General features: G+C 43.1%; 21 protein-coding genes and 3 tRNA genes. 14 read left to right on the top strand and 10 right to left on the bottom strand.

Annotated features, from left to right (window positions below):
* Positions 1-78: 78 nt before the first annotated feature.
* The 4 genes from P2W76_RS05830 to rpsO all read right to left on the bottom strand — a co-directional run bounded on the left by P2W76_RS05830 (position 79) and on the right by rpsO (position 5,885).
* Positions 79-2,553, bottom strand: a complete 2,475-nt coding sequence (locus tag P2W76_RS05830; RefSeq protein WP_276346632.1) for a TonB-dependent receptor — start codon at positions 2,551-2,553, stop codon at positions 79-81.
* 7 nt (positions 2,554-2,560) lie between these two features.
* Entirely contained in the window at positions 2,561-3,232 is a 672-nt protein-coding gene (gene rpe, locus P2W76_RS05825) for a ribulose-phosphate 3-epimerase (protein WP_276346631.1), read from the bottom strand.
* Between the two features lie 109 nt (positions 3,233-3,341).
* Positions 3,342-5,489, bottom strand: coding sequence for a polyribonucleotide nucleotidyltransferase (pnp, locus tag P2W76_RS05820; protein ID WP_276346630.1), 2,148 nt, complete (start codon positions 5,487-5,489; stop codon positions 3,342-3,344).
* Positions 5,490-5,606: 117 nt separating this feature from the next.
* Positions 5,607-5,885: a 30S ribosomal protein S15 gene (gene rpsO, locus P2W76_RS05815; protein WP_079702292.1), complete on the bottom strand. Its 279-nt coding sequence runs from the start codon at positions 5,883-5,885 to the stop codon at positions 5,607-5,609.
* A 193-nt stretch (positions 5,886-6,078) separates the two neighbouring features.
* Between rpsO and P2W76_RS05810 the strand changes: the two genes are divergently transcribed.
* Positions 6,079-6,501: an acyl-CoA thioesterase gene (locus P2W76_RS05810; protein ID WP_276346628.1), complete on the top strand. Its 423-nt coding sequence runs from the start codon at positions 6,079-6,081 to the stop codon at positions 6,499-6,501.
* 125 nt (positions 6,502-6,626) lie between these two features.
* Here the strand turns inward: P2W76_RS05810 and P2W76_RS05805 are convergent, their stop codons facing one another.
* Positions 6,627-7,616 (bottom strand): D-alanine--D-alanine ligase, encoded by a 990-nt coding sequence (locus tag P2W76_RS05805; protein WP_276346627.1) that lies wholly within the window; start codon positions 7,614-7,616, stop codon positions 6,627-6,629.
* A gap of 161 nt (positions 7,617-7,777) precedes the next feature.
* Between P2W76_RS05805 and P2W76_RS05800 the strand changes: the two genes are divergently transcribed.
* From P2W76_RS05800 to P2W76_RS05770, 7 genes are all read left to right on the top strand, one after another.
* Positions 7,778-8,539 carry a PASTA domain-containing protein gene (locus P2W76_RS05800; protein ID WP_276346626.1) on the top strand — a complete coding sequence of 254 codons (762 nt, stop codon included), beginning with the start codon at positions 7,778-7,780 and terminating at the stop codon, positions 8,537-8,539.
* Positions 8,540-8,547: 8 nt separating this feature from the next.
* Entirely contained in the window at positions 8,548-8,862 is a 315-nt protein-coding gene (locus P2W76_RS05795) for a rhodanese-like domain-containing protein (RefSeq protein ID WP_276346625.1), read from the top strand.
* Position 8,863: 1 nt separating this feature from the next.
* Entirely contained in the window at positions 8,864-9,919 is a 1,056-nt protein-coding gene (gene mltG, locus P2W76_RS05790) for an endolytic transglycosylase MltG (RefSeq protein ID WP_276346623.1), read from the top strand.
* Positions 9,919-10,326, top strand: a complete 408-nt coding sequence (locus P2W76_RS05785; RefSeq protein ID WP_276346622.1) for a thioesterase family protein — start codon at positions 9,919-9,921, stop codon at positions 10,324-10,326. Before mltG ends, P2W76_RS05785 begins: the two co-directional genes overlap by 1 nt.
* 4 nt (positions 10,327-10,330) lie before the next feature.
* Positions 10,331-11,326, top strand: coding sequence for a YihY/virulence factor BrkB family protein (locus P2W76_RS05780; RefSeq protein WP_276346621.1), 996 nt, complete (start codon positions 10,331-10,333; stop codon positions 11,324-11,326).
* A 104-nt stretch (positions 11,327-11,430) separates the two neighbouring features.
* Positions 11,431-11,517, top strand: a tRNA-Ser gene (locus tag P2W76_RS05775).
* 250 nt (positions 11,518-11,767) lie between these two features.
* A complete protein-coding gene (locus P2W76_RS05770; RefSeq protein ID WP_276346619.1) occupies positions 11,768-12,916 on the top strand; it encodes a bile acid:sodium symporter family protein in 1,149 nt (382 codons plus the stop codon).
* Positions 12,917-12,990: 74 nt separating this feature from the next.
* Here the strand turns inward: P2W76_RS05770 and P2W76_RS05765 are convergent, their stop codons facing one another.
* Positions 12,991-14,565, bottom strand: a complete 1,575-nt coding sequence (locus P2W76_RS05765; RefSeq protein ID WP_276346618.1) for a M81 family metallopeptidase — start codon at positions 14,563-14,565, stop codon at positions 12,991-12,993.
* Positions 14,566-14,754: 189 nt separating this feature from the next.
* Between P2W76_RS05765 and P2W76_RS05760 the strand changes: the two genes are divergently transcribed.
* Both P2W76_RS05760 and msrA read left to right on the top strand, forming a co-directional pair.
* Complete coding sequence (locus P2W76_RS05760; RefSeq protein WP_276346616.1) at positions 14,755-15,261, top strand: methionine-R-sulfoxide reductase; 507 nt, start codon at positions 14,755-14,757, stop codon at positions 15,259-15,261.
* 10 nt (positions 15,262-15,271) lie between these two features.
* Positions 15,272-15,871 (top strand): peptide-methionine (S)-S-oxide reductase MsrA, encoded by a 600-nt coding sequence (gene msrA, locus P2W76_RS05755; RefSeq protein WP_276346615.1) that lies wholly within the window; start codon positions 15,272-15,274, stop codon positions 15,869-15,871.
* Positions 15,872-15,987: 116 nt separating this feature from the next.
* Here the strand turns inward: msrA and P2W76_RS05750 are convergent.
* Positions 15,988-16,061 (bottom strand) — tRNA-Arg (locus P2W76_RS05750).
* 256 nt (positions 16,062-16,317) lie between these two features.
* Here P2W76_RS05750 and P2W76_RS05745 point away from each other — a divergent pair.
* Positions 16,318-18,327, top strand: a complete 2,010-nt coding sequence (locus P2W76_RS05745) for an HDIG domain-containing metalloprotein (protein ID WP_276347025.1) — start codon at positions 16,318-16,320, stop codon at positions 18,325-18,327.
* A gap of 93 nt (positions 18,328-18,420) precedes the next feature.
* Here P2W76_RS05745 and P2W76_RS05740 read toward each other — a convergent pair.
* Positions 18,421-18,510: transfer RNA gene (locus tag P2W76_RS05740), tRNA-Ser, on the bottom strand.
* Positions 18,511-18,785: 275 nt separating this feature from the next.
* Between P2W76_RS05740 and P2W76_RS05735 the strand changes: the two genes are divergently transcribed.
* Positions 18,786-19,808: an LLM class flavin-dependent oxidoreductase gene (locus P2W76_RS05735; RefSeq protein WP_276346614.1), complete on the top strand. Its 1,023-nt coding sequence runs from the start codon at positions 18,786-18,788 to the stop codon at positions 19,806-19,808.
* A gap of 64 nt (positions 19,809-19,872) precedes the next feature.
* On the top strand, positions 19,873-20,382 hold the full coding sequence (locus tag P2W76_RS05730) for a DinB family protein (protein WP_276346613.1): 510 nt from the start codon (positions 19,873-19,875) through the stop codon (positions 20,380-20,382).
* Here P2W76_RS05730 and P2W76_RS05725 read toward each other — a convergent pair.
* Positions 20,379-20,711 carry an MGMT family protein gene (locus P2W76_RS05725; RefSeq protein ID WP_276346612.1) on the bottom strand — a complete coding sequence of 111 codons (333 nt, stop codon included), beginning with the start codon at positions 20,709-20,711 and terminating at the stop codon, positions 20,379-20,381. The two genes, P2W76_RS05730 and P2W76_RS05725, sit on opposite strands and share 4 nt — an antisense overlap.
* Before the next feature lie 91 nt (positions 20,712-20,802).
* Here P2W76_RS05725 and P2W76_RS05720 point away from each other — a divergent pair, with 91 nt between their 5' ends.
* Positions 20,803-21,483, top strand: a complete 681-nt coding sequence (locus tag P2W76_RS05720) for a hypothetical protein (RefSeq protein ID WP_276346611.1) — start codon at positions 20,803-20,805, stop codon at positions 21,481-21,483.
* On the opposite strand, the gene P2W76_RS05715 is transcribed toward P2W76_RS05720, so the two are convergent.
* Positions 21,468-23,999: a hypothetical protein gene (locus tag P2W76_RS05715; RefSeq protein WP_276346610.1), complete on the bottom strand. Its 2,532-nt coding sequence runs from the start codon at positions 23,997-23,999 to the stop codon at positions 21,468-21,470. The two genes, P2W76_RS05720 and P2W76_RS05715, sit on opposite strands and share 16 nt — an antisense overlap.

Below are 23,999 nucleotides of genomic sequence, written 5' to 3'. Positions count from 1 at the left end.
TTTGTTGGCGCAAAAATAGCAGAATAATTCGACACATTGGAGGATTTTAAGCCCTTAATAACAAATCGTCAGAATATTTTAGCGGCTTTTCAGCTCTGCAATAATCCTAAAATTGAATTTTCTAAAAGTGAGGTAATTAGGCACAGCATATTGAACCGACCTGGCGTCTTTTAACCACAGATAGGAAGCCGTATTCTTGTTATTTAAAAGGTTGAAAATTTCGGCATGTGCGCTTAGCGACTGAAAATATTTTTTTATGAATGCGGGTATTCTCCGACTATCCTGGTCAGCAAAATCTTTAGAAAATCCGATATCTACCCGCTTATATGCTGGAATCTTAAAAACATCCTGGTAACGTTGCGATCCGGCCGGACCAGTGGGCAGCGCTGAAGCAAATAATAAGTTTAAGTGGACTTTATAGGTAGGGTTCTGCAAAAGGCGATCCTGAAACAATATTCCGAGATTGATCCTTTGATCTGTGGGACGTTTTAAATATCCCGGCCTAACGGCTGCCCCGGGAATTCCTGGCCCACCGGTCAAATAAAAATCATCCTTAATATCTTCCTCTGTCTTCATATAAGAAAGCCGGAAAGTTGATTCTAAATCGCGCGCGAAATTTCCGCTCAGGCTAAAGTCCGCACCTGCAGCATAACCCTTTGACTCCTGATCAGAGAAATATCTGACCTTGAGGTCGTCGGTCTTATAGGGTGTCAACCTTGACAGAAACTTATAATAAACTTCAGATGTGAATTTCAGTTTGGTACCTAGTCCATTGAACTTATAATCAGCACCGCTCAGGAGCTGAAATGAACGCTGGGATTTTGCACGCGGGTTCAGGCTGCCATCATAATTTCTCAGTTCTTTATAGTGCGGAGGCTGAACGTATGAGCCACCGGAAAAGCGCAAAAGAAACCGTTCTGAATTTCCAGGATAATACATAAATGATAATCTGGGGCTTATGAGAGTTTCCTTTGTAAAGGAGTTATAGTTTGCTCTTATGCCTGCAGCAAAAGTTAAATACGGATTTAGGCTGAAGGTATTCTGAAGGAAGCCATTTATCCTGTTAATACTAATATCAGTCTCTTCATCAATAATGTCTGAATATATCCAATTACCGCCGCCTGGTGAAGAAAATGATGTCGAATCCAGGGCGACATACTCGTTTATATTGTCTCTGATCCGATCGTTTTGAAACCTCGCTCCCATTTCAAGAAACGACCTCTTATACTGCTTGTATATCCGCAACTCTGAATTATAGATGACGGATTTCACCCTGTTCTCTGTAAAATCATATTGCGAGCCTCTCCCAAGCAAGCTTGGGTTACTACCACCATCAAGACCTCCATCGCGCTCGTCAAATGAATACCAGCCTAAAAGCTTCGTATCTTCAGACTCTTTTAAACCAGTCACAGAGCTGATCCATTTAATGGCGGAGCTATTGGAGAAATTGTAAGCGAAGGTTATGGCAGCAACCCCTGTTTTATATTTGGTAGCTTCCAACCCGTCATAATTTACATACAGTTTTAGCACCTCGTCCGAGGTTCCGAACTCTGTTTCGCGTTCTCCGGGAACAACATCAAGCTCGCCGGTATTGTAGTTCCCAAATAAAGAAACGTTAAACTTCGTGCCTATATCCTGTCTATAAAGTAGCTGGTAGTCCGAAAATTTCGATTTATAATTTCCTCTTAAATTCTGCCTTTCGAGCAGATCCTGATTGCGCTTATTTCTTACCCCAGCTAAAACGTAGCTCCCTTTGAAGGGAAGTTTTAGCGTAGCAGAGCTGCCTAAAAAGCCTGCCGAGGCCTCTGCCGAAAAACTATCCGGCCTCGAATAACGTACATCAAGCACAGACGATAATTTATCACCATAACGGGCTTCAAAACCGCCAGCTGAGAACCTCACGTTTGAAGCCATATCCGGATTGATAAAACCAAGACTTTCCTGCTGGCCTTTGCTGATAGACAGCGGACGGAATATCTCGATATCATTAAGATACAGCAGGTTTTCATCAAAATTCCCCCCTCTTACTGAATATTGAGAACTCAGCTCGTTATTAGCCGACACACCGGGCATATTTTTAATCAAACTTTCAAAGCTTCCTGAAACAGTCGGATATGCACTAAACTTGGCTGGTTCTACCAGCTTAAAGTTGCTGCCGCTGAACTTTTCGGTTATATTGATTTCGTCTAAGGACTGTACTTCAGGCGACAAAATGATATCCTGTATATTTTCGCGGGAAGGGAGAAGACCCAGATCAATTGTCACAGCTTTATATCCAAGCCGGCTAAACGTCAGGGTAATATTCAGTGGCACAGAATTAATTAGATATGCTCCCTCATCATCTGTTTGAGTAATGATCCTTGATTGTGTTGCCAGAACTGTAACCCCGCTTAATAATTCTCCCCGTGATGAGCGGACGGTACCTTTAATGGAGGAAAACTCTTGTGCAAAAGAAAGTAGAGAACAAAGAAAAAGATTGAAAAATAATATGAAACTGAAGCCAGCTTGCGAGTAAAAACCTTGACGGAAGAAAGGTTGTGATGATCGCTTCACATTAAGCCTACGAAGTTAATATATCGATATTCAGATGCTTTAATTCAGATATAGCAACTGATGGATCATTCGCTGCAAAAACTGCATTGCCCGCCACAAGTATATCCGCACCGGCTTTAAGCAGCGAAGCGGCGTTTTGCATGCCCACCCCGCCGTCAATTTCTATCATCAATGAATTATTTTTTTCGCTGGAAAGATATCTTAAAGCTTGAATTTTTTTGTAGGTATTTTCAATAAATTTCTGCCCGCCAAAACCGGGGTTAACGGACATAATACAAACCAGGTCAACATCTTGAATAATATCTTCAAGAACACTAACAGGAGTGTGTGGGTTGATAGCTACCCCAGCCTTGCAACCAAGATCCTTAATCGCGCTCAGGGTTCTATGCAAATGTGTACATGCTTCATAATGGACTGTAATATTTGCAGCGCCGGAGTTTTTAAAATCCCGCAAATATCTGTCCGGATCCATAATCATCAAATGGACATCCAAAGGTTTCTCAGCGTATTTATTGATCGCGCTTAATACCGGGAAGCCAAAAGAGATGTTAGGAACAAACATCCCATCCATGATATCTATATGGAACCAATCAGCCTCGCTTTGATTGATCATTTTAATATCGGTCTGTAGGTTCGCAAAGTCAGCAGAGAGTACAGAAGGAGCAATGAGATGTTTCATGGGATAAATTTACGACTTTGACAGAAATTAAAGGGGTTGAGCGGGAAATAAACAAAAAAACCTGATCAAACGAATCTGATCAGGTTTATATAATTTTAACCTTTAAAAATTAAGCTTCAGCAGGTTTAGTTTCTTCTGGCCGTGGAGGACGGGGAAGTAACGCCTTGCGTGAAAGCTTTAATTTTCCTTGTTTGTCTACATCCAGAAGTTTAACCTGAACAATGTCACCTACGTTCAGAACACCCTCCATTGTCTCGTGGCGGGTCCAGTCGATTTCTGAAATATGAAGAAGGCCGTCTTTACCAGGCATGATCTCAACAAAAGCACCGAACGGCATGATCGTCTTAACTTTACCCTCGTAGATCTCACCAACCTCAGGCCTTGCAGCAATTGCCTTGATTCGGCCTACCGCCTTATCGATAGCATCTTTGTTATCGGCGAAGATCTGTACGATGCCCTGATTATCCTTTTCTTCGATAGCAATAGTTGCACCGGTTTCACGCTGCATTTCCTGAATGATCTTACCGCCGGGGCCTATAACAGCACCGATAAATTCTTTATCAATTTTCAGGGTAACGATACGTGGTGCGTGTGGCTTGTAGTCTTCGCGAGGAGTAGAAATAGTTTTCTTCATTTCATTTAAAATATGAAGACGTGCCTCACCTGCCTGCTTCAAAGCTGCAGTTAACACTTCCCATTTCAAACCATTGATCTTCAAATCCATTTGGCAAGCTACAATACCTGCTTCAGTACCGGTAACCTTGAAGTCCATGTCACCCAAATGATCTTCATCGCCCAGGATATCACTTAATATCGCGTACTTGCCTGTCTTCTCGTCAGTGATCAGTCCCATAGCAATTCCTGATACAGGTGCTTTGATCTTGACTCCGGCGTCCATCAGTGCCAGTGTAGCCGCACATACTGTAGCCATTGAAGACGAACCATTGGATTCAAGGATATCTGATACAACACGTATGGTGTATGGGTTTTCATCGCCTGGAAGTACCTTTTTCAGGGAACGCATTGCAAGGTTACCATGGCCGATTTCACGGCGTCCGGCACCACGGTTAGGACGAACCTCGCCGGTTGAAAAACCCGGGAAATTATAGTGTAATAAGAATTTCTGATAACCGTTAAAGAACGCACCGTCGATCATCTGCTCATCAGACTTAGCGCCCAATGTCACAGTTGTTAAAGACTGTGTCTCTCCCCTTGTAAATACAGCAGATCCGTGCGCAGATGGCAAATAACCAACTTCGCTCCAGATCGGGCGCACGGTACGCGCGTCGCGGCCGTCTAAACGAATCCCTTCGTCCAGTACAAGGTTACGGATGGCATCATATTGAACGTCGTGGAAATATTTTTTTGCAAGGAATCCGGTTGTATCATCCAGATCTTCGCCAAGGGTTGCAATGAAGTCCATTAACACGGCTCCGAATGCGTCTCCTCTTTCGTGTTTCGCTGACTGAGATTTAGCTATTGCATAAACCTTATCGTAAGTAGCTGCATAAACAGCTTTCTTTAATTCTTCATCATGTGACTCATGGCTGTACTCACGTTTTTTGGTCTTACCAACCATTTCAGCAAGCTCCTTCTGAGCCTGAACCTGAACGACGATTGCCTTGTGTGCAAATTCAATTGCAGCAACCATGTCCTCTTCAGAAATTTCATCAGCTTCGCCTTCCACCATCACGATATCATGCTCTGTGCCAGCTACAAGGAAATCAATAGTTGCTCGTTCCAGGTCGCTCAGGTAAGGATTGATAACGAATTTCCCATCAATCCGTGCAACACGAACTTCGGAAATTGGTCCGTTGAAAGGGATATCAGAAACTGCAATCGCTGCAGAAGCTGCTAAGCCCGCAAGGCAGTCGGGCATGATGTTTTTATCAGCCGATATCAAAGAGATCATCACCTGGGTGTCTGAATGATAATCATCCGGGAACATCGGACGAAGGGCACGGTCAACTAAACGCGAGATCAGGACTTCATAATCTGAAAGCCGTGCTTCACGACGTAAAAACCCGCCGGGAATGCGTCCTGTAGAAGCATATTTTTCCTGATAATCAACCGATAATGGCAGGAAATCTGTTCCAGGTTTAGCGCCTACTGTAGAAACTACGGTTGCAAGGAGCATCGTGTCTCCCATTCTCACTACTACCGAACCGTCAGCTTGTTTAGCTAACTTACCGGTTTCGATCTCGATCATACGGCCATCGCCAAGATCAAATGATTTTTTTATTGCGTTATAACTCATTGGTTTATAGCGGTATACTTTTCCTCTTTTGAGTATACCTTTTTTATATTGGTTTATTTCTAATAAAGTAAAAAAGCCATCCCAAGTAAAGGATGGCTTCGCAATAATTTGCTAAGATTATTTTATAATATCTCTTAACTCTAATGCTTTGATAATCGCACGATACCTGTTAATATCCTTTTTGTAAAGATATGCTAATAAAGCGCGACGTTTACCTACTAATTTCTGAAGAGATAATTGTGTAGAAAAATCCTTCTTGTTTTTCTTCAAATGCCCGGTTAAATGAGCAATACGTGAAGTGAATAATGCCACTTGCCCCTCTGCAGAACCTGTGTCTGTGGCACCTTTTCCGTGCTTGGCAAAAATTTCTGCCTTGTACTCTGTACTTAAATACATTACCTGAATAATATTAAAGCGTAAATAATTAATTGAATTGGATGCAAAGATAGGATTAAGATATGTAAGTTCAAAGAGGAATAGGATTTATAGGATTGTAAGATTCATAGGATGCTGGGCGGAAATCTTTCTTATGCTTCTCGCCTCTCGTCAAATTTCCAATTCCCAATAATTACCCCGAATTTCGTATCCAATGGAAACTCTCCCAAAATACAGCCGCTTTAAAACCGAGTTCAAAGTCCGCCCTGATGATATCGATATGTTCAATCATGTGCATAATAGTACTTATTTCGACTATGTGCTGGCAGCCCGATACGAACAAATGGAAGTCTTTTATAAGATGCCAATGGAAACTTTCCTTGAGCAGGGATATGGCTGGGTTGTACGAACCGCTCATGTAGATTACAAGCGTCCATTAGGTCTTGGTGACATGTTTACGGTTGAAACCGGTATCGAAACGATAAGTCCAAAAGGATGCAGGGTTAGATTTGAGATCGTAAACCTGAAAACAGGGAAAGTTTCATGTGACGGCTGGTTCGACTATGTTATGATCGATACCAAAACAGGGAAAGGAGTTTTGGTATCTGAAGAGATGATTGGGAAGTATTCGATTTAGTGATCAGTAAATCAGTGGCTGCGCCGGGTAAACAGTGATGGGTATTCATCAATCAAAAACTATTTAATAGTCACGGTACGTTCGCACTGAATACTGATTACCGCTTACTGATTACTGATTACTGATTACCCCTCTAAAGCTTTCTCGATCAATTCTCCATAAAATTCTCCGATATTCATTCCGGCGGCCTTTACCTGTTGCGGTATAAAACTTTGAGCAGTCTGACCGGGTATCGTATTAATCTCCACAAAATAAAAATTACTCGTACCGTCCTGAAGGAAATAATCGATTCTTACCATTCCGCGGCAATTAAGTCTAATATAAATATCCTTCACGATCCTTTCCACTCTGGATTTCTCCTCATCACTCATCCGGCCGGGTGTAATTTCTTCGGTGGCACCAGGGGTATATTTAGCTTCAAAATCAAAGAAGTCGTTAGAAGGTATCACTTCAGTTGCAGGAAGTACCGTAATACTATTTTTTCCACTATAAACTCCGATGGAGAATTCTCTTCCCTGAATAAATTCCTCAACCAGAACCTGCGAATCCTCATTGAAAGCTTTATCAAGAGCAGCCGGCAGCTCATCTGAAGATTTAACCTTGCTCATGCCAATGCTACTTCCGCCATTGTTAGGTTTGACGAACAGTGGCAGCTTCAGGGAGGTTAACAATTGCCCTGAGTCCTGGTTTGAATTCTCAAACAACTGAACCGACCTCGCAATATGAAGCCCAGATATACCATCTACTATCGCCTTGGAATAACCCTTATTCATTGTTAAAGACGAAGTCAACGCATCACAACTGGTATATGGGATATTTAACAGGTCAAAATAACCCTGCAGCTTGCCGTCTTCACCTGGAGAACCGTGTAGCATAATAAATACTGCATCGAAATGTACTTTTTTGCCATGCAGCATTAGAGTAAAATCATTCCTGTCGACCGTGTGTTTTACACCGTTGGGGCCTTCATAATACCACCCTTCCTTAAGCACAGCTATCTTATATACTTCATATTTGCTGCGGTCTAGCTGAGATTCTACGAAGGCGGCACTTTTAAATGATACTACAGATTCACCTGTAAACCCGCCGGTAACTAAAGCTATTGTCTTATTCATCGCTCAAATATATTGCAAAAAACAATTCTACCGGAAATGGTCTGAATATTTATTCTTTCACTATTGCCGAATTTTGGATTATTTTTGGATACTTTATGCTGCTCTATAGAACAGCATAATCACTGCAGAGAACCTTTTAATAAATCTTAAGCCAGCTGTTAATGAGCAAATTCTTTGATTACTTAAAGACCAGGACCTTTCGTAAAAACCTCATCATAGCGGCAATATCTATTACGGCATTCCTGCTTATTATATTCTATAGCCTTGGTTTTTATACTCATCATGGTGAAGGAATGCCGGTACCCAAGCTAAAGGGGCTTACTGTTGAAAGAGCGATTGAGCTGCTGGAGGCCGGGGGCTTAAGATACCAGATCAACGATTCCGTATATCTTATAGATAAAGCGCCGGGAATAGTGGTCGAACAGGACCCCGATCCGAATACCAACGTCAAAGCCAACCGTACTATATATCTGATTATCACCCGGGACGCGCCGAATATCAAGTTCCCGGATATTGCCGGTAAAACCTATCTCGAAGTCAGGTCGATACTAAACAACTACCAGCTGAAGATCGGAGATACATCCTACGTTTCTGACGTAGCCCGCGACGTTATTATTAGCTCATCATTTGGAGGAAATACAATTACCAAAGGGCAGCAAGTACCAAAAGGATCGAAAATAGACCTGATTCTTGGCGATGGCCTCGGTGCGAGCGAGGTAGATATCCCCAACCTGCTGGGTCTTAACCTGAGTGAAGCAAGATTATCGCTTCTGGGTTCTTCCCTGGTATTAGGACAAGTAACCTACGAAGGTGTGGTAAGAGATTCTGTCAGTGCCAGGATCATTCGACAATTCCCTGCTATCAGTGATACCCTTAGCAAGGTCAGTATCGGTACGCAAATTGATGTAGTCTTAGGAAATTAACTAATTCCATGGATATCTCTGCTGCAGAGTTCAGTACGCGTTATAAGGAGCCGGATCGCTTCATTATTATCGACGTGCGCGAAGAACTCGAATTTCAGACATTTAATCTTGGTGGCGTCAACATTCCACTGAGCCTGCTGCTGAAAGAAATTGATGATCTCGGCTTTGATAAAAGCCACGAGATCGTGGTGATTTGTCAGAGGGGTTTACGAAGCGCAACAGCAAAGCAGGCGCTGGCACAATATGGATATATGAATGTTCGTAATTTAACGGGCGGCTTATTATCACTTCAAAAGCTAAAAACAAATAGTTCAAAACAATAGCATGGCTACTAGCAAAACCAATAAATTAAGTTTCAAATCCAAGATTTTCATTGTTCTGGGTATTCTATTCCTGATAATGCTGGCAGGCACTGCCTTTAACTATTACATGAAGTATTTCGGTCCAAATGTAACTGATAACACTAATTACCTTTATATCAGGACCGGATCAGACTTTGATGATGTTTATGAAAGTATTAGAAAGGACGAGGTCGTGAAGGACAGCATTTCGTTCCGGAATGCTGCCGATAATATGGATTACCCCGGCAAAGTGAAGCCTGGAAAATACCGGTTGACGAAAGGCATGAGCAATCGGTCTTTCATAAATATGCTGAAGGCTGGGAACCAGGAACCTGTTAAAATAGCATTTCAAAATGTCAGGCTTAAAGAAACGCTTGCAGGAATGGTTTCTAAGAAGATTGAAACCGATTCGGCATCTATCAGCCATTTATTAGATTCGGCAGCCTTTGTCGGGAAATACGGGTTTAATACCGACAATGTTTACACGATGTTTATCCCTAACTCATATGAAATATATTGGAATACTTCTGCCGAAAAGTTCTTCACCCGGATGTATGATGAATATAACAAGTTCTGGACTCAGGAAAGAAAGGCACGCGCCGAAAAAATAGAACTTTCCCCAATCAATGTAAGTATCCTTGCGTCTATTGTTGATGGTGAGGCACTTATGGACAAAGAAATGCCGGTAATCGCCGGCTTATATATCAATCGTTTAAAGAAGGGTATGAAGCTCGAAGCCGACCCGACGGTGATCTTTGCGGCTAAGGACTTTACTATCAGGCGGGTTTTAAATAAGCACCTTCGGATCAGCTCGTCGTATAACACATATATGTATAAAGGTCTGCCCCCGGGTCCCATTGGGATGCCCAGCATTAGTGCGATCGATGCTGTTTTAAACTATGCTAACCACGATTACCTGTACATGTGTGCTAAAGAAGACTTTTCCGGTTACCACAACTTTGCAACCAACTTGGCTCAACACACTATCAACGCCAGGAAATTTCAGCAGGCCTTGAACGAAAGAAATATTAAGAAGTAATGTTTGTCCATTCTACTAAAATCCGGGTACGATACGCAGACACTGACCAGATGGGTTATATGTATTATGGTAATTACGCTGAATTTTATGAAGTAGGCCGCGTTGAGATGCTTAGAAGCTTGGGTTTGACCTACAAGGCTATGGAGGCTTCTGGCATAATTATGCCGGTCACCGAACTGAAATGCAAGTATATCAAACCTGCATTATATGATGAGGAAATAACTGTAAAAGTTGTTATGGAAGCTATGCCCTCGGTGAGGATCCATTTTCGTTATGAATTGTTTAATGAAAGAGAAGAGCTGATCAACCTGGGGGAAACTATGCTTGTCTTTATTAATCAGGAAAAAAACCGGCCCTGCCTTCCTCCTGACGATTTTTTAGATAAGATAAAGATCCATTTTAATTAAAGATATGCTCTGGCTGCATAAACTTCTGCTTAACGTCAAACCTTATTACCTGTTCATTGAATGGACTAAGGTAATGATCTTGCCAGGATTCAGCCCCTTGCCTGTTTATACAGTAGCTACCTTTTTTTTCCAGGAGATCGGCAAAGACGAACTGATCAATAAGGCTTCTTCGCTGGCGTATAATTTCATGCTGGCTATTTTTCCCGCGATAATTTTTTTATTCACGCTAATACCTTATATACCGATACATGATTTCCAGAATAAGCTAATGGATCTGATCGCGCTGGTATTGCCATTGGAGGCATTCGATGCTGTCAAAACCACGCTGCTTGATATTGTCAACAACCAGAACTCGAGGCTCTTGTCATTCGGTTTCCTTCTTGCTCTGTTTTTCGCCACGAATGGTGTACACACGCTAATGCAGGCCTTCAATAAATCGTCTCTTCTCATCGAAACCAGGCCCTGGCTCAAACAAAGGCTTGTTGCTCTTTACCTGACGGTTTTGATCTCCTTTGCCTTGATCTTTGGATTAATCATTATGACTATCGGAGAATACGTTTTGAATCTGCTTAAGAGTGAATTAAGTTTTAAAGACGCATTTTGGTTATACGTTTTAAATGCCGGCCGATGGTTTATACTTGTAGTGGTCTATTTCGTCACCATTTCCATTCTTTATCGCTACGGACCGGCACACCCCAAGAAATGGAAATTCTTTAGCGCAGGTTCCTGGATGGCTACAATCCTTGCAATACTGACGTTTTGGGGCTTTTCCTTCTACATTAATAATTTCGGCAACTACAATAAACTGTATGGCTCCATTGGCACCCTGATTGTCCTTATGATCTGGTTATATCTAAATTCCCTTATAATACTTGTAGGTTTTGAACTTAACGCGAGTATTGATCTCTCCAAGAGAAGCATCCGAATCGTTAAGCCTAAATTCAACACGTTTAAATCAGCTCCGGTAGAAGAAAGATTGGAAAGTAAGCCCAATAAATAGTATTGCTGCAGATTTTCCCGTTCAGTTTCTGTGAGTTACGTGCTGAAACTCAAAAAATGCGTTTTTTGTTTGCAGATTAAGCACGGTTTTGTACTTTTGCCCCCGGAGAGCTGGCAGAGTGGTCGATTGCGGCAGTCTTGAAAACTGTTGAACTGTTACAGGTTCCTGGGGTTCGAATCCCTAGCTCTCCGCATTCGGTCGCCGAAGTTACCTACGCCGGACAGTCTGCTAGAGGAAGCAAAGAAGACTAGTTCACCAAAGCGATCAACACATTACGATAAAGCCTGATGCTAAAGTATCAGGCTTTTTTCATTCTCCAAATCATATCGTTTTGTAAGCATTGCTGGTATAAAATTCCGTAATTGCCAACATTATCTCCTCCTTACTGCTCCCTTTAGATTTTTTTTCTATTTTCATGGGCACAACCTAAACCACACAATTATGAATGTTAAATCATTAACAAAAGTTTCGCTGAATCTTTCGGGGCTCATCCTATTGGGTAGCGTTCTTTTCTATTATCTGGGTAAGCCGGGCATTGCGACCCCCCTGATTATTTTGTTCTTTGTCCTTTTCCTTATCGGCATGAACAGTATTGAATTGCTAAAAGGTTTTTCGTTTACCATTTGGGTAATAGCGGCAGCCACCATAAGTATGATCTATCCTGAGTATATTACCAGCATTGGTGGTTACCAAACAGATAATCTGATTGTACCCCTGATCCAGCTCATTATGTTCGGAATGGGCACTACCATGGGTATAAAAGATTTCGCAGGCGTTCTGAAGATGCCTAAAGGTGTATTAGTTGGGTTGGTGCTGCAGTTTACCATTATGCCCCTTGTCGCATTGAGTTTAACCCAGGTATTTAATTTTCCACCTGAAATTGCTGCTGGAGTGATACTTATAGGTTGCGTACCGTGTGGGGTATCTTCTAACATCCTGAACTTCCTGTCGAAAGGCAATCTTGCGTTATCCATCACACTGACCTCTTTTGCCACATTGATGGCACCGCTGGTAACGCCCTTATTAATGGAGAGGCTCGCCGGTCAGTTTATTCCAATAGACGTGTCTACAATGATACTGAGTATCAGTAAAATGATCTTCCTGCCCCTAATAGCCGGAATTGTTTATAACCGTTTTTTGGGAAGCAGAAGTGCGTGGCTAAATGCTTCAATGCCTGTCATTGCCATGGCAGCCAACGTTTTTATTATAGCCGTCATCGTTGCTGCCGGACGCGACAGCCTCTTATCGATGGGCTTTTTCCTCTTCTTAGCTGCCTTTATTCATAACGCCATGGGATTCCTTTTGGGGTATTGGGGCGGCAGACTTTTCAAGCTAAATAAGCGCGACAGCAGAACTATTGCTATTGAAGTGGGGCTGCAGAACGGAGGAATGGCTGCCGGTATAGCGCAAGAATTGGGAAGAGCAGCCACTATGGGCCTTTACCCGGCAATATTCGGTACCTGGATGGATATTTCAGGCTCGTTCCTTGCAAATCTTTGGAGGAAAAAACCGGTGGAAGACAATGTATTGGATGAAGAAACTGAAAGCGATTTTAGTTCAAAAAAAGTCATTGTGGCAAAACCGGAGTAACGAATTTTAACTTTGAGCTAAGATAAGCAAGTCATCATTTGCCGTTCTTAGCTCAAAGCATAAACCTTTGTTAGCTAGCGTTTCGACTTTTCTATCCCAAATAAGCCTTCCCGGATATTATAATATTTAAACCATGTTGGGTTTATAGCTGTCGCACCCGGGCTGTCAACAGAAAGAAGTACAGATGCAAACGGCTCGTAAGCAGCTCTTGGGGCAATGGCTCCTTTAACTACCAACATTTTCTGACGCTCAACATAAACTCCGTTTGAGGTAAAGATATGTGCGCTATTTGGACTGGCGCGCTGAGTTGTCAGCAATAAAAGGTTTGGCTCATCCAAAGTTGATCCTTCAACCTGGATTACGGCGGTATGGCCCATATTCCAATATCTGCCACCACCATGCCTTACCTCAGTCTCAAGATATCTTCCCACGTTCAAAGACCTTACCTGTCCTTTGATCCTTACCGGCTTGCCGTGCAGGGCATCCGTTTTCCCACCAACTTCAAAATCAAACGAATTTCCTACCCCCGCTTTCTCTGCCACTTTATAAGCAGCCGGATCGGCAATTACCATGGCCCAGCCCTGTGCATTCTGCTTAATAAGTTCTTCAAGAAGGAAAGAGCTATCACCGGTTGAACCACCGCCAATATTGTCACCCATGTCGATCAAAATAACAGGTCTTCCTTCATGCTGAATTGCCATTTTCACAGCGTCCTTCGGGGACGGGTTGCTTAAACGAGTTTGCTCGCGAGTATCCCACATCATTTTTGCTAAGCGATTGGCTTCCCTGTCAGCTAGTTCCTTATCATTATCCGTAACCACTACAATGGAGGGCCCCATTGACGGCACATCAGCATATTGATAACCTCCTGAAACGCTAACTGCGAGCACTTTAGGGTTCTTTTCAAGTTCCTTACTTGCATCAACAATAGGAATCAGAGGTTTTGAGAAGGTGTTTTGAAAGGCTATGTTATAAATCATAGGAGGCTTTACAATGCTCTGAACAGGTTTCACCTCACCTTTTACGATCTTTGACATCACTTCGGCAGCCTGTAAGCCACGCTCATAGGTGTCTAAATGGGGATTCTCTTTGAAGGTAATCAGCACATTGGACAACTCGATCATTTTTGGGGTAATATTCGCGTGAAAGTCGTGCGTTACCACGATCGGCATATCTTTGCCAAAGGCTTCTCTTACTCTCCTCACTATTTCTTCATCACCGCTTGGGTAGCTTTCCACGATCATTGCACCATGAAGTGCGAGCAATATTCCCTCCAATTTAGGACCCGCCTTTAGATCAGTGATAATCTCTTTCATCAATGCGTTAAAAGCCTGATCGGTTACTGGTCCCTTTGGAGTGGCGCCCGTCACCACTGTGGGATAAAGTTCCAGTCCGAAGCGCTTTGCACCTTCAATATAACCTGCAGTAGTAGTTTTCGCGCTAGCACCTGCAAAAAATTTCTTAGCTCTTTCATTCTTATCTTCGCCGATTTTTACACTAAAGTCTTCGATTGGGGTTTTGTGAACATTAAAAGAATTAGATTCATGAGAAATGCCGGCAACACCAATAATGGGTTTGACCTGGGCAAATCCCCCAGACGACACGAGCACTGTCGCCATAAATACAATCATTAATTTTTTGGTAATCATATAATACTGTTTGGTTTAGGGTGATAAAAACTAAAAATAAAAACTTAAATGGGATAAACAATATCCCATCTTTAATCTTACATTAGATATTACGCCTGCTGTGAAGGGTCATGCAGATGTCATAATGCAAACCATGAAAAATTTTAAATCCCTTAAACGTGTTTTCTTCGTACATACATCAAAACCGCGATGCTCAACTTAAAAAATATACTTCCAGCGATCTGCCTGATAGCTGGTCTTGCAACGTCATGTCAGCCGAAAGCCGAAAAGCACGGAACACTTGCAAATAATAATACAACCCTTTCTCCGGACCGCGCGGGCTATAATAAATTAAGCGCGGAACAGGAAAGGATTATCGTCCATAAGGGTACCGAAAGGCCTTATAGTGGTGAATACGTGAAAGACATGGGTGAGGGAGTCTACATATGCGCAAGGTGTAATGAGCCTCTTTATACGTCAAAAACAAAATTTGACGCCCGCTGTGGTTGGCCTAGCTTCGACGAGGAGATTGCCGGTAAAGTAAAACGCCTCCCCGACCCTGACGGCATGCGTACAGAGATTCAATGCGTTAAATGCGGTGCGCACCTCGGACACGTATTTTTGGGCGAAGGCTTCACGGCGAAGAACACCCGGCATTGCGTCAATTCCATTTCGTTAAAATTCATCCCGGCGGCCGAAATAAGGGCAAAAAGTTAACAGATAACACATGAAAAAGACGATATTAATAATATTTTACTTTGCGCTTACTAGTTTAGTTTATGCCCAGAAAAAACCGGCTCTAAAGAAAGCAACCTTTGGGATGGGATGCTTTTGGTGTACAGAAGCCGTTTTCCAACGGGTTAAAGGAGTAAGTAAGGTAGAATCCGGTTATAGTGGCGGAAAGGTAAAAAATCCCACCTATGAACAGGTGTCAACCGGTAAAACCGGTCATGCAGAGGTTTCCCGGCTCACCTACGACCCGGCTAAAATAAGCTACGCTGAACTTCTTGAAATATTCTGGAAGATGCATGACCCAACAACCCTGAATCGTCAGGGTGCGGATGTAGGCACGCATTATCGCTCAGCTATATTCTACCATGATGCACTGCAAAAGGCCGAAGCAGAAAAATACAAAACCGAGCTGAATAAAGCCAGGGTTTACCCAAAACCTATCGTAACAGAGATAGTAGCGGCACAGCCATTTTATAAGGCAGAAGACTATCATCAAAATTATTATAATCTTAATGGTCGTCAGCCCTACTGCCGGATGGTTATTCAGCCAAAAATCGATAAACTTGAGAAGGTATTTAAGGACAAATTGAAATAAGACTGGTAGTAAAGGCTATCGCACCGCCCCCTGGAGATTCACTTGTGGTTTTAGAGTGCCTGCTGGAATTATGTCTAATAAAAAAACCGACTCACTTATAGCTGAGTCGGTTTGAGTACGCCCATTAGGATTCGAACCTAAGACCTACGGTTTAGAAAACCGTTGCTCTATCCAGCTGAGCTATGGGCGCAGAATTATTCGACAAAAGTAGGAAAATAGAGTAAAAAGACAAATTAAAATCAGAATTCAGATAAGAGAAGCATGGCGCCAGACTAATTCACCAGAATTTGCTTTTATTCAATGGAACGATCTCGCATCTCATAGCTCGCATCTCGTAGCGAAAAAATTCCTATTTTTGATCAAACCCAAACCCTTTGGCACGACTAAAAAAGCAACTACACCTTATACTTTACAGGAAGTATAGTTCCAACATAAAGTTCGTTATGATGGGATTATGCGTACTGATCGTAACGCTTTTCCTCCCTAAGCAGGCCCGTTTCAGGTTTGAATATGAACGTGGAAAAACCTGGATGCAGAAAGACCTTTTCTCTCCCTATAGCTTTGCGATAAAAAAAACCAATACTGAGATAGAAAAAGACCGTGAGGATATATTAAAGTCCGTGCTGCCGATTTATCAGAACGATCCTGAATCGGCCCAGAACTCGGTGGACGCCCTGAACTCCGAATTTGAAATAAAATGGAAAACCTCGAGAATTCCTGACAATGAAAAGACAGCGTATAACGCACAGGCAAACAAGCTTCTCGTGGAAATTTACAGGCGGGGCTTACTAGATCCCGTTAAAAAGTATCAGCGCTACGGCTTTAATTACAACTTTAGCCTTCTGACCAATAATGTCAGCACTCAATTGAACACCGCGGATGCATATACCCTTGAAACTGCTATGGAATTTGTAAAAAGCAGTATTCAGCAAAACCCCGGTATCGGAAATAAGGAATGGTTGCTGAAGCTTGTAAATAATCATCTCAGGCCAAACTATGTCTACGATGAAGCGCTTACAGATAAACAGGAAGAAAATGCTCTAAGCAGCATCTCTACTACACGTGGCATGGTTCAAAAAGGTGAACTTGTTGTAGCCAGAGGTACAAGAGTTAACGCTGAGATCTACCAGAAACTGGAATCCCTTAGAGCAGCGTATGAAGATGATGCAAAAGTGGTAGGCGACCGCAACCTCATCTGGATGGGTCAGTTTTTCATTTCAGGGCTAATCATAACTTTATTAATCGTTTTTCTTTATCTTTTCAGGAAGGATATCTATGCAGATAACCGGCAGCTATCACTTATCCTGCTGATTATAACGGGAATGCTTATTAGCTTATCCTGGGCCATCCGTGTTAAAATTCCGAATATCTATTACATCCCATTTTGTATAGTACCGATAATTATCCGGATACTGTTTGATACCAGGCTGGCGCTCAATATTCATCTGCTCGTTGTCCTTATCGCCGGCTTCTTTGTGCCAAATAGTTTTGAATTTGCTTTTCTCCAGACATCAGCCGGGATGGTCGCTATCTACAGTATTAAAAACCTTATAAAAAGAGAACAATTCCTTATCTCGGCACTGTTGATCCTGCTTAACTACTTCATAGCATTTCTCGGCATCTCACTAATACGGGACGGTTCTCTTACAGATATCGAATGGCTGAATTTCGTTCCCTTCATTTTTTCAGTTTTATTGTCATTGCTCGCGTACCCCCTTATTTATGCTTTCGAGCGGATGTTTGGGATCACATCGGATGTAACCCTAATGGAGTTAACCAACACCAACTCCCGGTTATTGCGCGATCTCGCATTCAAGGCCCCGGGCACATTTCAACATTCGCTGCAGGTTGCAAACCTCGCTGAAGCGGCGATATTTAAGATCGGTGGGAATGCCCTTCTTGTACGCGCCGGTGCATTGTATCATGATATAGGCAAGATCGTAAACCCTCAGTATTTTATTGAAAATCAAAACCGCGGTACTAATCCTCATGATACTCTTTCATACGAACAAAGCGCTCAGATAATAATTCAACACGTAAACAAAGGGGTCGAGATAGCACGCAAAAATCAGATCCCCGAAATGCTGATTGATTTTATCAGGACGCATCATGGAAATACCAGGGTCGACTATTTCTACCAGTCTTTCTTAAAGAACTTTCCTGAGAAATTCGTTGACGAGAACACGTTCCGTTATCCCGGTCCGATCCCTTTCTCCAAAGAAACCGCCGTACTTATGTTGGCTGATTCTGTAGAAGCCGCCTCCAGGAGCTTAAAAGAACCTGATGCGTTGAGCATTAATAACCTGGTTGAACGCATTATCGACTATAAGCAAGACCAGGAACAACTTATTGATAGCAATATCACCCTCAAAGACATCGAGACCATTAAACTGATCTTCAAAACCATGCTGATGGGAATCTACCATGTAAGGATTGATTATAGCGTTCAGGAATAGACAATAAAGGAGCTGCGTGGGAATCAGCAAGATAAATAGACTTCTGTGCCTCTAAACAAAAAGCCCGCCTTAGCTTTTGGCAAAGACGGGCGGTGGCGGAGAGAGAGGGATTCGAACCCTCGGTACCGTTGCCAGTACGACAGTTTAGCAAACTGTTCCTTTCGGCCACTCAGGCATCTCTCCGTTAAAATAAAAAGCCCTCTCTAGAGGACTGCAAATATAGCAATTCAGTTAGGCTGTCAAAAAATATTTTCACTTAGAAAGACTATTTTATTTTATGGTTTTTCAGCTTACGAGAGATCAGTGATTTACCTGCTCATAATCAGAAGATAAGCCCGGATAGTAGTTTCGTGTTACACGAGATCTGTTTTCTTATTAGCCAAACAAGCAACTCAAACAGCTTCCCGTTATAAGCGTTATCATTATCTTTACAATTGTATTTCACCGAAACTCACCTTATGAAGAAAATAGGATTTTTATCTTTTGGGCATTGGTCGGATCACCCAGCCTATAAAACCAGGACAGCAGGCGATACCCTACTTCAGTCGATCGACCTGGCCGTTGCAGCCGAGGAAATCGGTCTAGACGGTGCTTATTTCCGGGTACATCATTTTGCCGCTCAATTGGCTTCACCATTTCCCCTGCTATCGGCTATAGGCGCCAAGACAAGCCGCATAGAGATTGGTACCGGGGTGATAGATATGCGTTATGAAAATCCCATGTATATGATAGAAGATGCCGGTGCGGCGGATTTAATTTCTGGCGGCCGGTTGCAGTTAGGTATCAGCCGGGGTTCACCCGAACAGGTGATTGATGGCTGGCGCTACTTTGGGTATGAACCAGCTGAGGGGGAAAATGATGCCGGCATGGGACGGCGGAAAGGATTGGAATTTCTGGACATGCTCAAAGGTGAAGGGTTTGCCGAGCCTAACCCCTATCCGATGTTTCCGAATCCGCCGGGTTTACTACGTCTGGAGCCACATTCCGAAGGCTTGAGAGAGCGTATATGGTGGGGAGCTGCATCTAACTCAACGGCCGTCTGGGCTGCAGAACATGGTATGCACCTGCAAAGTTCTACTCTTAAATATGATGAAACCGGCAAACCGTTCCACGTACAGCAGGCAGAACAGATCAGGCTCTACAGGGAAGCTTGGAAAAAAGCGGGGCATATTCGGGAACCGCGGGTGTCGGTAAGCCGGTCGATTTTTGCACTTATAAACGATCAGGATAGATATTTATTCGGACAGGAGGCCAACAGGTCGGATAAAATCGGATTTATTGAAAGTAATAAACGGGCAATTTTTGGGCGAAGCTATGCTGCTGAGCCCGACCAGCTTATAAAGGAACTGGCGCAGGACGAAGCTATTCAGGAAGCAGATACTCTTCTGTTAACTATACCCAATACATTAGGTACAGACTACAATGTACACGTCTTATCGTCGATTTTAGAGCATGTTGCACCGGGGTTGGGTTGGCGGTAGCCACCTGGTTGCGGGCGCACCAGTAATGTATATTTATTAGTTTGTTATTAAAATTCATCTGACCATGATACTTGAATATTTAACTCAGGAGTTCGAGCACGAAGTAAACAGCACACGAAAATTGTTACAGGCGATTCCTGAAAAGGACCTCGCTTATAAACCCTCCGAAATTTCCTGGACAATGGGCGAGCTTGCACAGCATATCGCAACCATTTATTACTGGTATGTAGGTACGCTGACCCGGGATGTTTATGATATAGCAGCTGATAAGCTGGAACGAGGCGAGACCAGCGATATCAAAGCAACCCTGGAGCTTTTTGAAAGCAATGTCCAGAAAGCCAGGGCAGCGCTAAAAACGCTTACAGAAGAGAAGCTGCATGCAAACTGGACTATGAAAGTCGGTGATAAAGTTGTTCTTGGGCCAATGCCGAGGGGAATAGTCGCACGCGGCTTCCTGTTCAACCATATTTACCACCACCGGGGCGAAATGATCGTCTACCTGCGGGCTACTGGTAACAAGGTGCCTGGCATGTATGGCCCTACGTATGAAGAGAGTGGCACAATTAGTCCCTAGTCGTAGTTCAAATCCGTAACCGGATTCCAGAAAACAGTTCTAAAGTTCTTAATCTTCAGGTTACTGATCTCGAGACCCTCCTCCTCAAGCATCTGTTGTCTTTTTCTCGCCGACGATGGGTCTCCTGAAAGATGGCCGCTGCTGCTTACCACCCGATGGTACGGAACCGGAGTCGGGGCATTTCCACAGCTACCTATTGCCCTCGCAACCATTCGGGAAAGGTTTCCTACACCCAAGACCTTTGCTATCGCCCCGTAGGAAGTTACCCGCCCCTTAGGAACTTGTCGGGCAATTTCCCAGACGTGTTCGAAAAAATGTTCATCTTTCATTGACAAATAAAGATAGAATTCCTCGTCAAGTTTATTTATTTTTATAATGTGTTTAACAAATTAACGGCAATTCTCCTTTCCAACCTCTCAAATGGTTTTAACTGACAACATCCTTCCTATTGAGCTAAAAACAAATTTCAAGTTCGATAAAGTGCTGGTTTCAAAATTATTGGATCTTACCCGTGCCACTTATGTTAATAATATTGAACTGATTGAAAGGGAGATAGAACACAACAGTGATATTTATATCATCAGCAATTCAAATGAAGACCTGCTTGCATTCTTCATGATCAATTTCGAAAAGGTGAATGGACAAGACACTTATTACCTTGGTTTAAGCGGCTGCAGGGATGATCTGAAAGGAAATGGATTCGGCAAATCGTTATACTTAAAGTTCATGGACGATTGCCGCCTTCGTGAAAAGCAGGAAGGAAAAAAGTTTCTTCTTTGGTGGACAACTGCGACTCCTATTGTTTACTACTGGTTCAATAAATATGTAGCCTCTGTTCAACCGGATATGAATGGAGATTATAACGATGAAGGCAAAAGCATTGTACTTTCCATTATAAAAGAAAAGTTCAGAGGAATTCCGGTAGATAAAGTTCACCCTTTTATATTACGGTCAGTGGCTCAAAACACCAGTTATTCATTAAACGAACAGGCACGCCTGCTGGTAGCCACGGAAAGCCTCGGGATGGATGTATTTCAGAAATTCAGTCTGAAGGAAGAGAACGCCGATCGCTTTTTAATGATTGGCTATACCCCGGATTGATTAACGTCGATAAATAAAGCCAATGCATAGGCATCCAGGATAAGGGCCCCATTGCCCGTACCCATATCCACGGCGTAAATATTTCCAGTTTTCGTTTTCGCCGGACTGGATTTATCCTTTTTGCCACCCGGTGTCTGCACTGCCTGGTTGTAAAGATAGGTACGCTGGGCCAGGCTAAGGTTATAGACCTTCCCCAATTCCCTGATCATCAACTCTTTTAAGCTTGCTTCTTCTTGATGCAACAGTTGAGAAGCTTTCGAATGCAAATTCTTTATATTGCTTGCGAGGAAAGCATTCAATATGATATTGTCGCGGGTGAGGTTATAATAAGCAATCAGGCAGGCCTCTTTAAGACCAGGATTTATCAGGGTGAAATCTTTCATCAAAAGCTCCTTCAGCTTTTTCTCCTTGCTCACTGAGTAAACCGGGACAAACTGCTGCAGCCTGCTGATCTTCTGTTCAAATGGAGCGGGTTCAAAAATTGGGATCAGATACCGTTTCTGTTCATCACTCACCGTATTATCCAGCAGTTCCAGCGCGAAAAGCCTCTTTTCAATATCCTGGCTATCGTCACCGGAGATAATGTCGTAACTAGCCTGAATAGCCGCCGGATCATAAATAACCTTCAAAAGTTCAAACAATACCTTTGTAAGCAGGTCGTTATACGCTTTTAGTTCAGCCTGCAGATCCGGATCTTCCACTTCCCGCAGATCATTCTGGGCAGACATTCCCAGTATCAGCTCGTTGCTATAATACTCACACCGGTTTTCGAAATAAAATAGATCGGCGGCGTCAGGCCGTGCGGCATTCTCATTATACGCCGAAATAAGCTCATATTTAAGCTGCAGGTCAGAGATTTCGCCAAATTCCTTCACCAGCTTTAATGAAAATTTCTCGTTACCGGTCCGGAAGAAATTAATGACGGCCAGCCTGAAAAAGAAATTATCATTCGAGTAGTACGAAGAAATGATCTTACGTTTCAGCAAGTCTTCGTCATCGACACCGATATGGCTCAGTGCCGAAGGTGAATAATTGATCAATGGACCAAGATCCCTTACTTTTCTTGATGAGGAGACCGCTGCCAGGGCTTTCTCCAGGGCACCAGGAAGACCCTCGGCAGATACCGGACTATCTCCGGCTGTGTACGCCACCTCTACCCTATCCCTCCCTCCGGGTCTGTTATCCGACCGGATATCTGTCAGGTACGCCCAGATCTTCTTTTTATAATTTTCGTACAGCTTCAGGCTAAGTCCGCTCCAAATGAGAAACAGTAAAAAACACACTGCTGATATAATATTGAGAAAATACAGGGGTTCAGCACCCGCAAAGAGTCCGGAGAATACGAGTAGCAGCACTCCTGATATTACAGTGGCTACCTGGTTCAGAACCCCTTCAATGGTGGCCTCAATTCGCAGCCGGTCCGGGCCCGTTACCTGGTATAGCACCTTTATTGCAGGAGTGGAAATAGCCTTCCGTATGACCCGTTCGCAAAACTTAGCCAAAAATATAAATGCGAGTATGAATATGGGCTCGCCAGAGAATAATAAACTCCCAGCTACCGCAAAAGCAAAACAGGCAGTCAACAGTACCGGAAGCAGTAGAATTGAAAACTTAACCCCTTTCGTACTTAGAATGTGGCCCGAAAGGAACGAAAAGATCAGTTCCCCGACCTTTACTAAACTGAAGAAGAAACCTACAATTGCAGCGATCTCGATATCGTTGTATTCGGCCATAAATCTCACAGTAATGAGATAGGAATAATCTACAAAATAGACGGCTGCAACCGAAAATAGTGAAACAACAGCAATCAGCAAATAAAATCTTTCGTTCGCGAAAAAAGATAGGTTCAGCTTTTTAAGCGTGGCTTTGGCTACAGGAAGATGGCTCAGTCTGTCTTTATTCTGTGCTGCAAGCTTAACAATGGGTACAAGTGCCGGAAGGATACAAAATGCGGCTAGCAGCAATAGATAATTCGGACTTCCTGTAAGCTGGCTGATCAGCGGAGCGGTAAGATACCCAATGATCGAAGCCATGATCTCCCCCGTCCCGACCAGCGCAAGCAAACGCTTGCTTTGGGCCAGATTGAACAAGCGTGCGCAAATGCCGGAAAAACTCAGCGCGAAGATTATGGTAAAAGGCATGTTAAACAAGAAACCCAGATAAGCCAGGTAAACAGCATAACCCTTATTATCTCCAAACTTTGAGAACGCCATAAATACGCCGACCGACACCATGAAGAAAGCTATAAGGCTTTCCCTGTAACTATTTATTACACCTCGCTTTTGTTGCCGGCTCTGATAGATCTTTATCAGCAATACTCCGCCAAGCCCTGAGATAATATAGGCATAAGGCAGGTTGGACACACTTGCTTTCTGGATCAAAAAGGTATTTACTGCAACAAAGTAATATGACAGGCCGATACCGGTGATTAACGACAAAAGAAACAGCGACCGAAACGATTGCCGTTCTTCGGGTCGAAGGTTGATGACCCCGGATAAGCCTTTGATCAGTGCCAT

Origin of the sequence: Daejeonella sp. JGW-45 (assembly GCF_029360805.1) — a bacterium.
Lineage (GTDB): Bacteria > Bacteroidota > Bacteroidia > Sphingobacteriales > Sphingobacteriaceae > Daejeonella.
Note: the sequence above shows the minus strand (reverse complement) of the source record. Positions and strands in the feature narration are given on the sequence as shown.

Excerpts from the sequence above, each read along its gene's own strand:
- rpe (WP_276346631.1), bottom strand. The coding sequence starts at position 3,232 with ATGAAACATCTCATTGCTCCTTCTGTACTCTCTGCTGACTTTGCGAAC.
- pnp (WP_276346630.1), bottom strand. The coding sequence starts at position 5,489 with ATGAGTTATAACGCAATAAAAAAATCATTTGATCTTGGCGATGGCCGT.
- rpsO (WP_079702292.1), bottom strand. The coding sequence starts at position 5,885 with ATGTATTTAAGTACAGAGTACAAGGCAGAAATTTTTGCCAAGCACGGA.
- P2W76_RS05810 (WP_276346628.1), top strand. The coding sequence starts at position 6,079 with ATGGAAACTCTCCCAAAATACAGCCGCTTTAAAACCGAGTTCAAAGTC.
- P2W76_RS05805 (WP_276346627.1), bottom strand. The coding sequence starts at position 7,616 with ATGAATAAGACAATAGCTTTAGTTACCGGCGGGTTTACAGGTGAATCT.
- P2W76_RS05800 (WP_276346626.1), top strand. The coding sequence starts at position 7,778 with ATGAGCAAATTCTTTGATTACTTAAAGACCAGGACCTTTCGTAAAAAC.
- P2W76_RS05795 (WP_276346625.1), top strand. The coding sequence starts at position 8,548 with ATGGATATCTCTGCTGCAGAGTTCAGTACGCGTTATAAGGAGCCGGAT.
- mltG (WP_276346623.1), top strand. The coding sequence starts at position 8,864 with ATGGCTACTAGCAAAACCAATAAATTAAGTTTCAAATCCAAGATTTTC.
- P2W76_RS05785 (WP_276346622.1), top strand. The coding sequence starts at position 9,919 with ATGTTTGTCCATTCTACTAAAATCCGGGTACGATACGCAGACACTGAC.
- P2W76_RS05780 (WP_276346621.1), top strand. The coding sequence starts at position 10,331 with ATGCTCTGGCTGCATAAACTTCTGCTTAACGTCAAACCTTATTACCTG.
- P2W76_RS05770 (WP_276346619.1), top strand. The coding sequence starts at position 11,768 with ATGAATGTTAAATCATTAACAAAAGTTTCGCTGAATCTTTCGGGGCTC.
- P2W76_RS05765 (WP_276346618.1), bottom strand. The coding sequence starts at position 14,565 with ATGATTACCAAAAAATTAATGATTGTATTTATGGCGACAGTGCTCGTG.
- P2W76_RS05760 (WP_276346616.1), top strand. The coding sequence starts at position 14,755 with ATGCTCAACTTAAAAAATATACTTCCAGCGATCTGCCTGATAGCTGGT.
- msrA (WP_276346615.1), top strand. The coding sequence starts at position 15,272 with ATGAAAAAGACGATATTAATAATATTTTACTTTGCGCTTACTAGTTTA.
- P2W76_RS05745 (WP_276347025.1), top strand. The coding sequence starts at position 16,318 with ATGGGATTATGCGTACTGATCGTAACGCTTTTCCTCCCTAAGCAGGCC.
- P2W76_RS05735 (WP_276346614.1), top strand. The coding sequence starts at position 18,786 with ATGAAGAAAATAGGATTTTTATCTTTTGGGCATTGGTCGGATCACCCA.
- P2W76_RS05730 (WP_276346613.1), top strand. The coding sequence starts at position 19,873 with ATGATACTTGAATATTTAACTCAGGAGTTCGAGCACGAAGTAAACAGC.
- P2W76_RS05725 (WP_276346612.1), bottom strand. The coding sequence starts at position 20,711 with ATGAAAGATGAACATTTTTTCGAACACGTCTGGGAAATTGCCCGACAA.
- P2W76_RS05720 (WP_276346611.1), top strand. The coding sequence starts at position 20,803 with ATGGTTTTAACTGACAACATCCTTCCTATTGAGCTAAAAACAAATTTC.
- P2W76_RS05715 (WP_276346610.1), bottom strand. The coding sequence starts at position 23,999 with ATGGCACTGATCAAAGGCTTATCCGGGGTCATCAACCTTCGACCCGAA.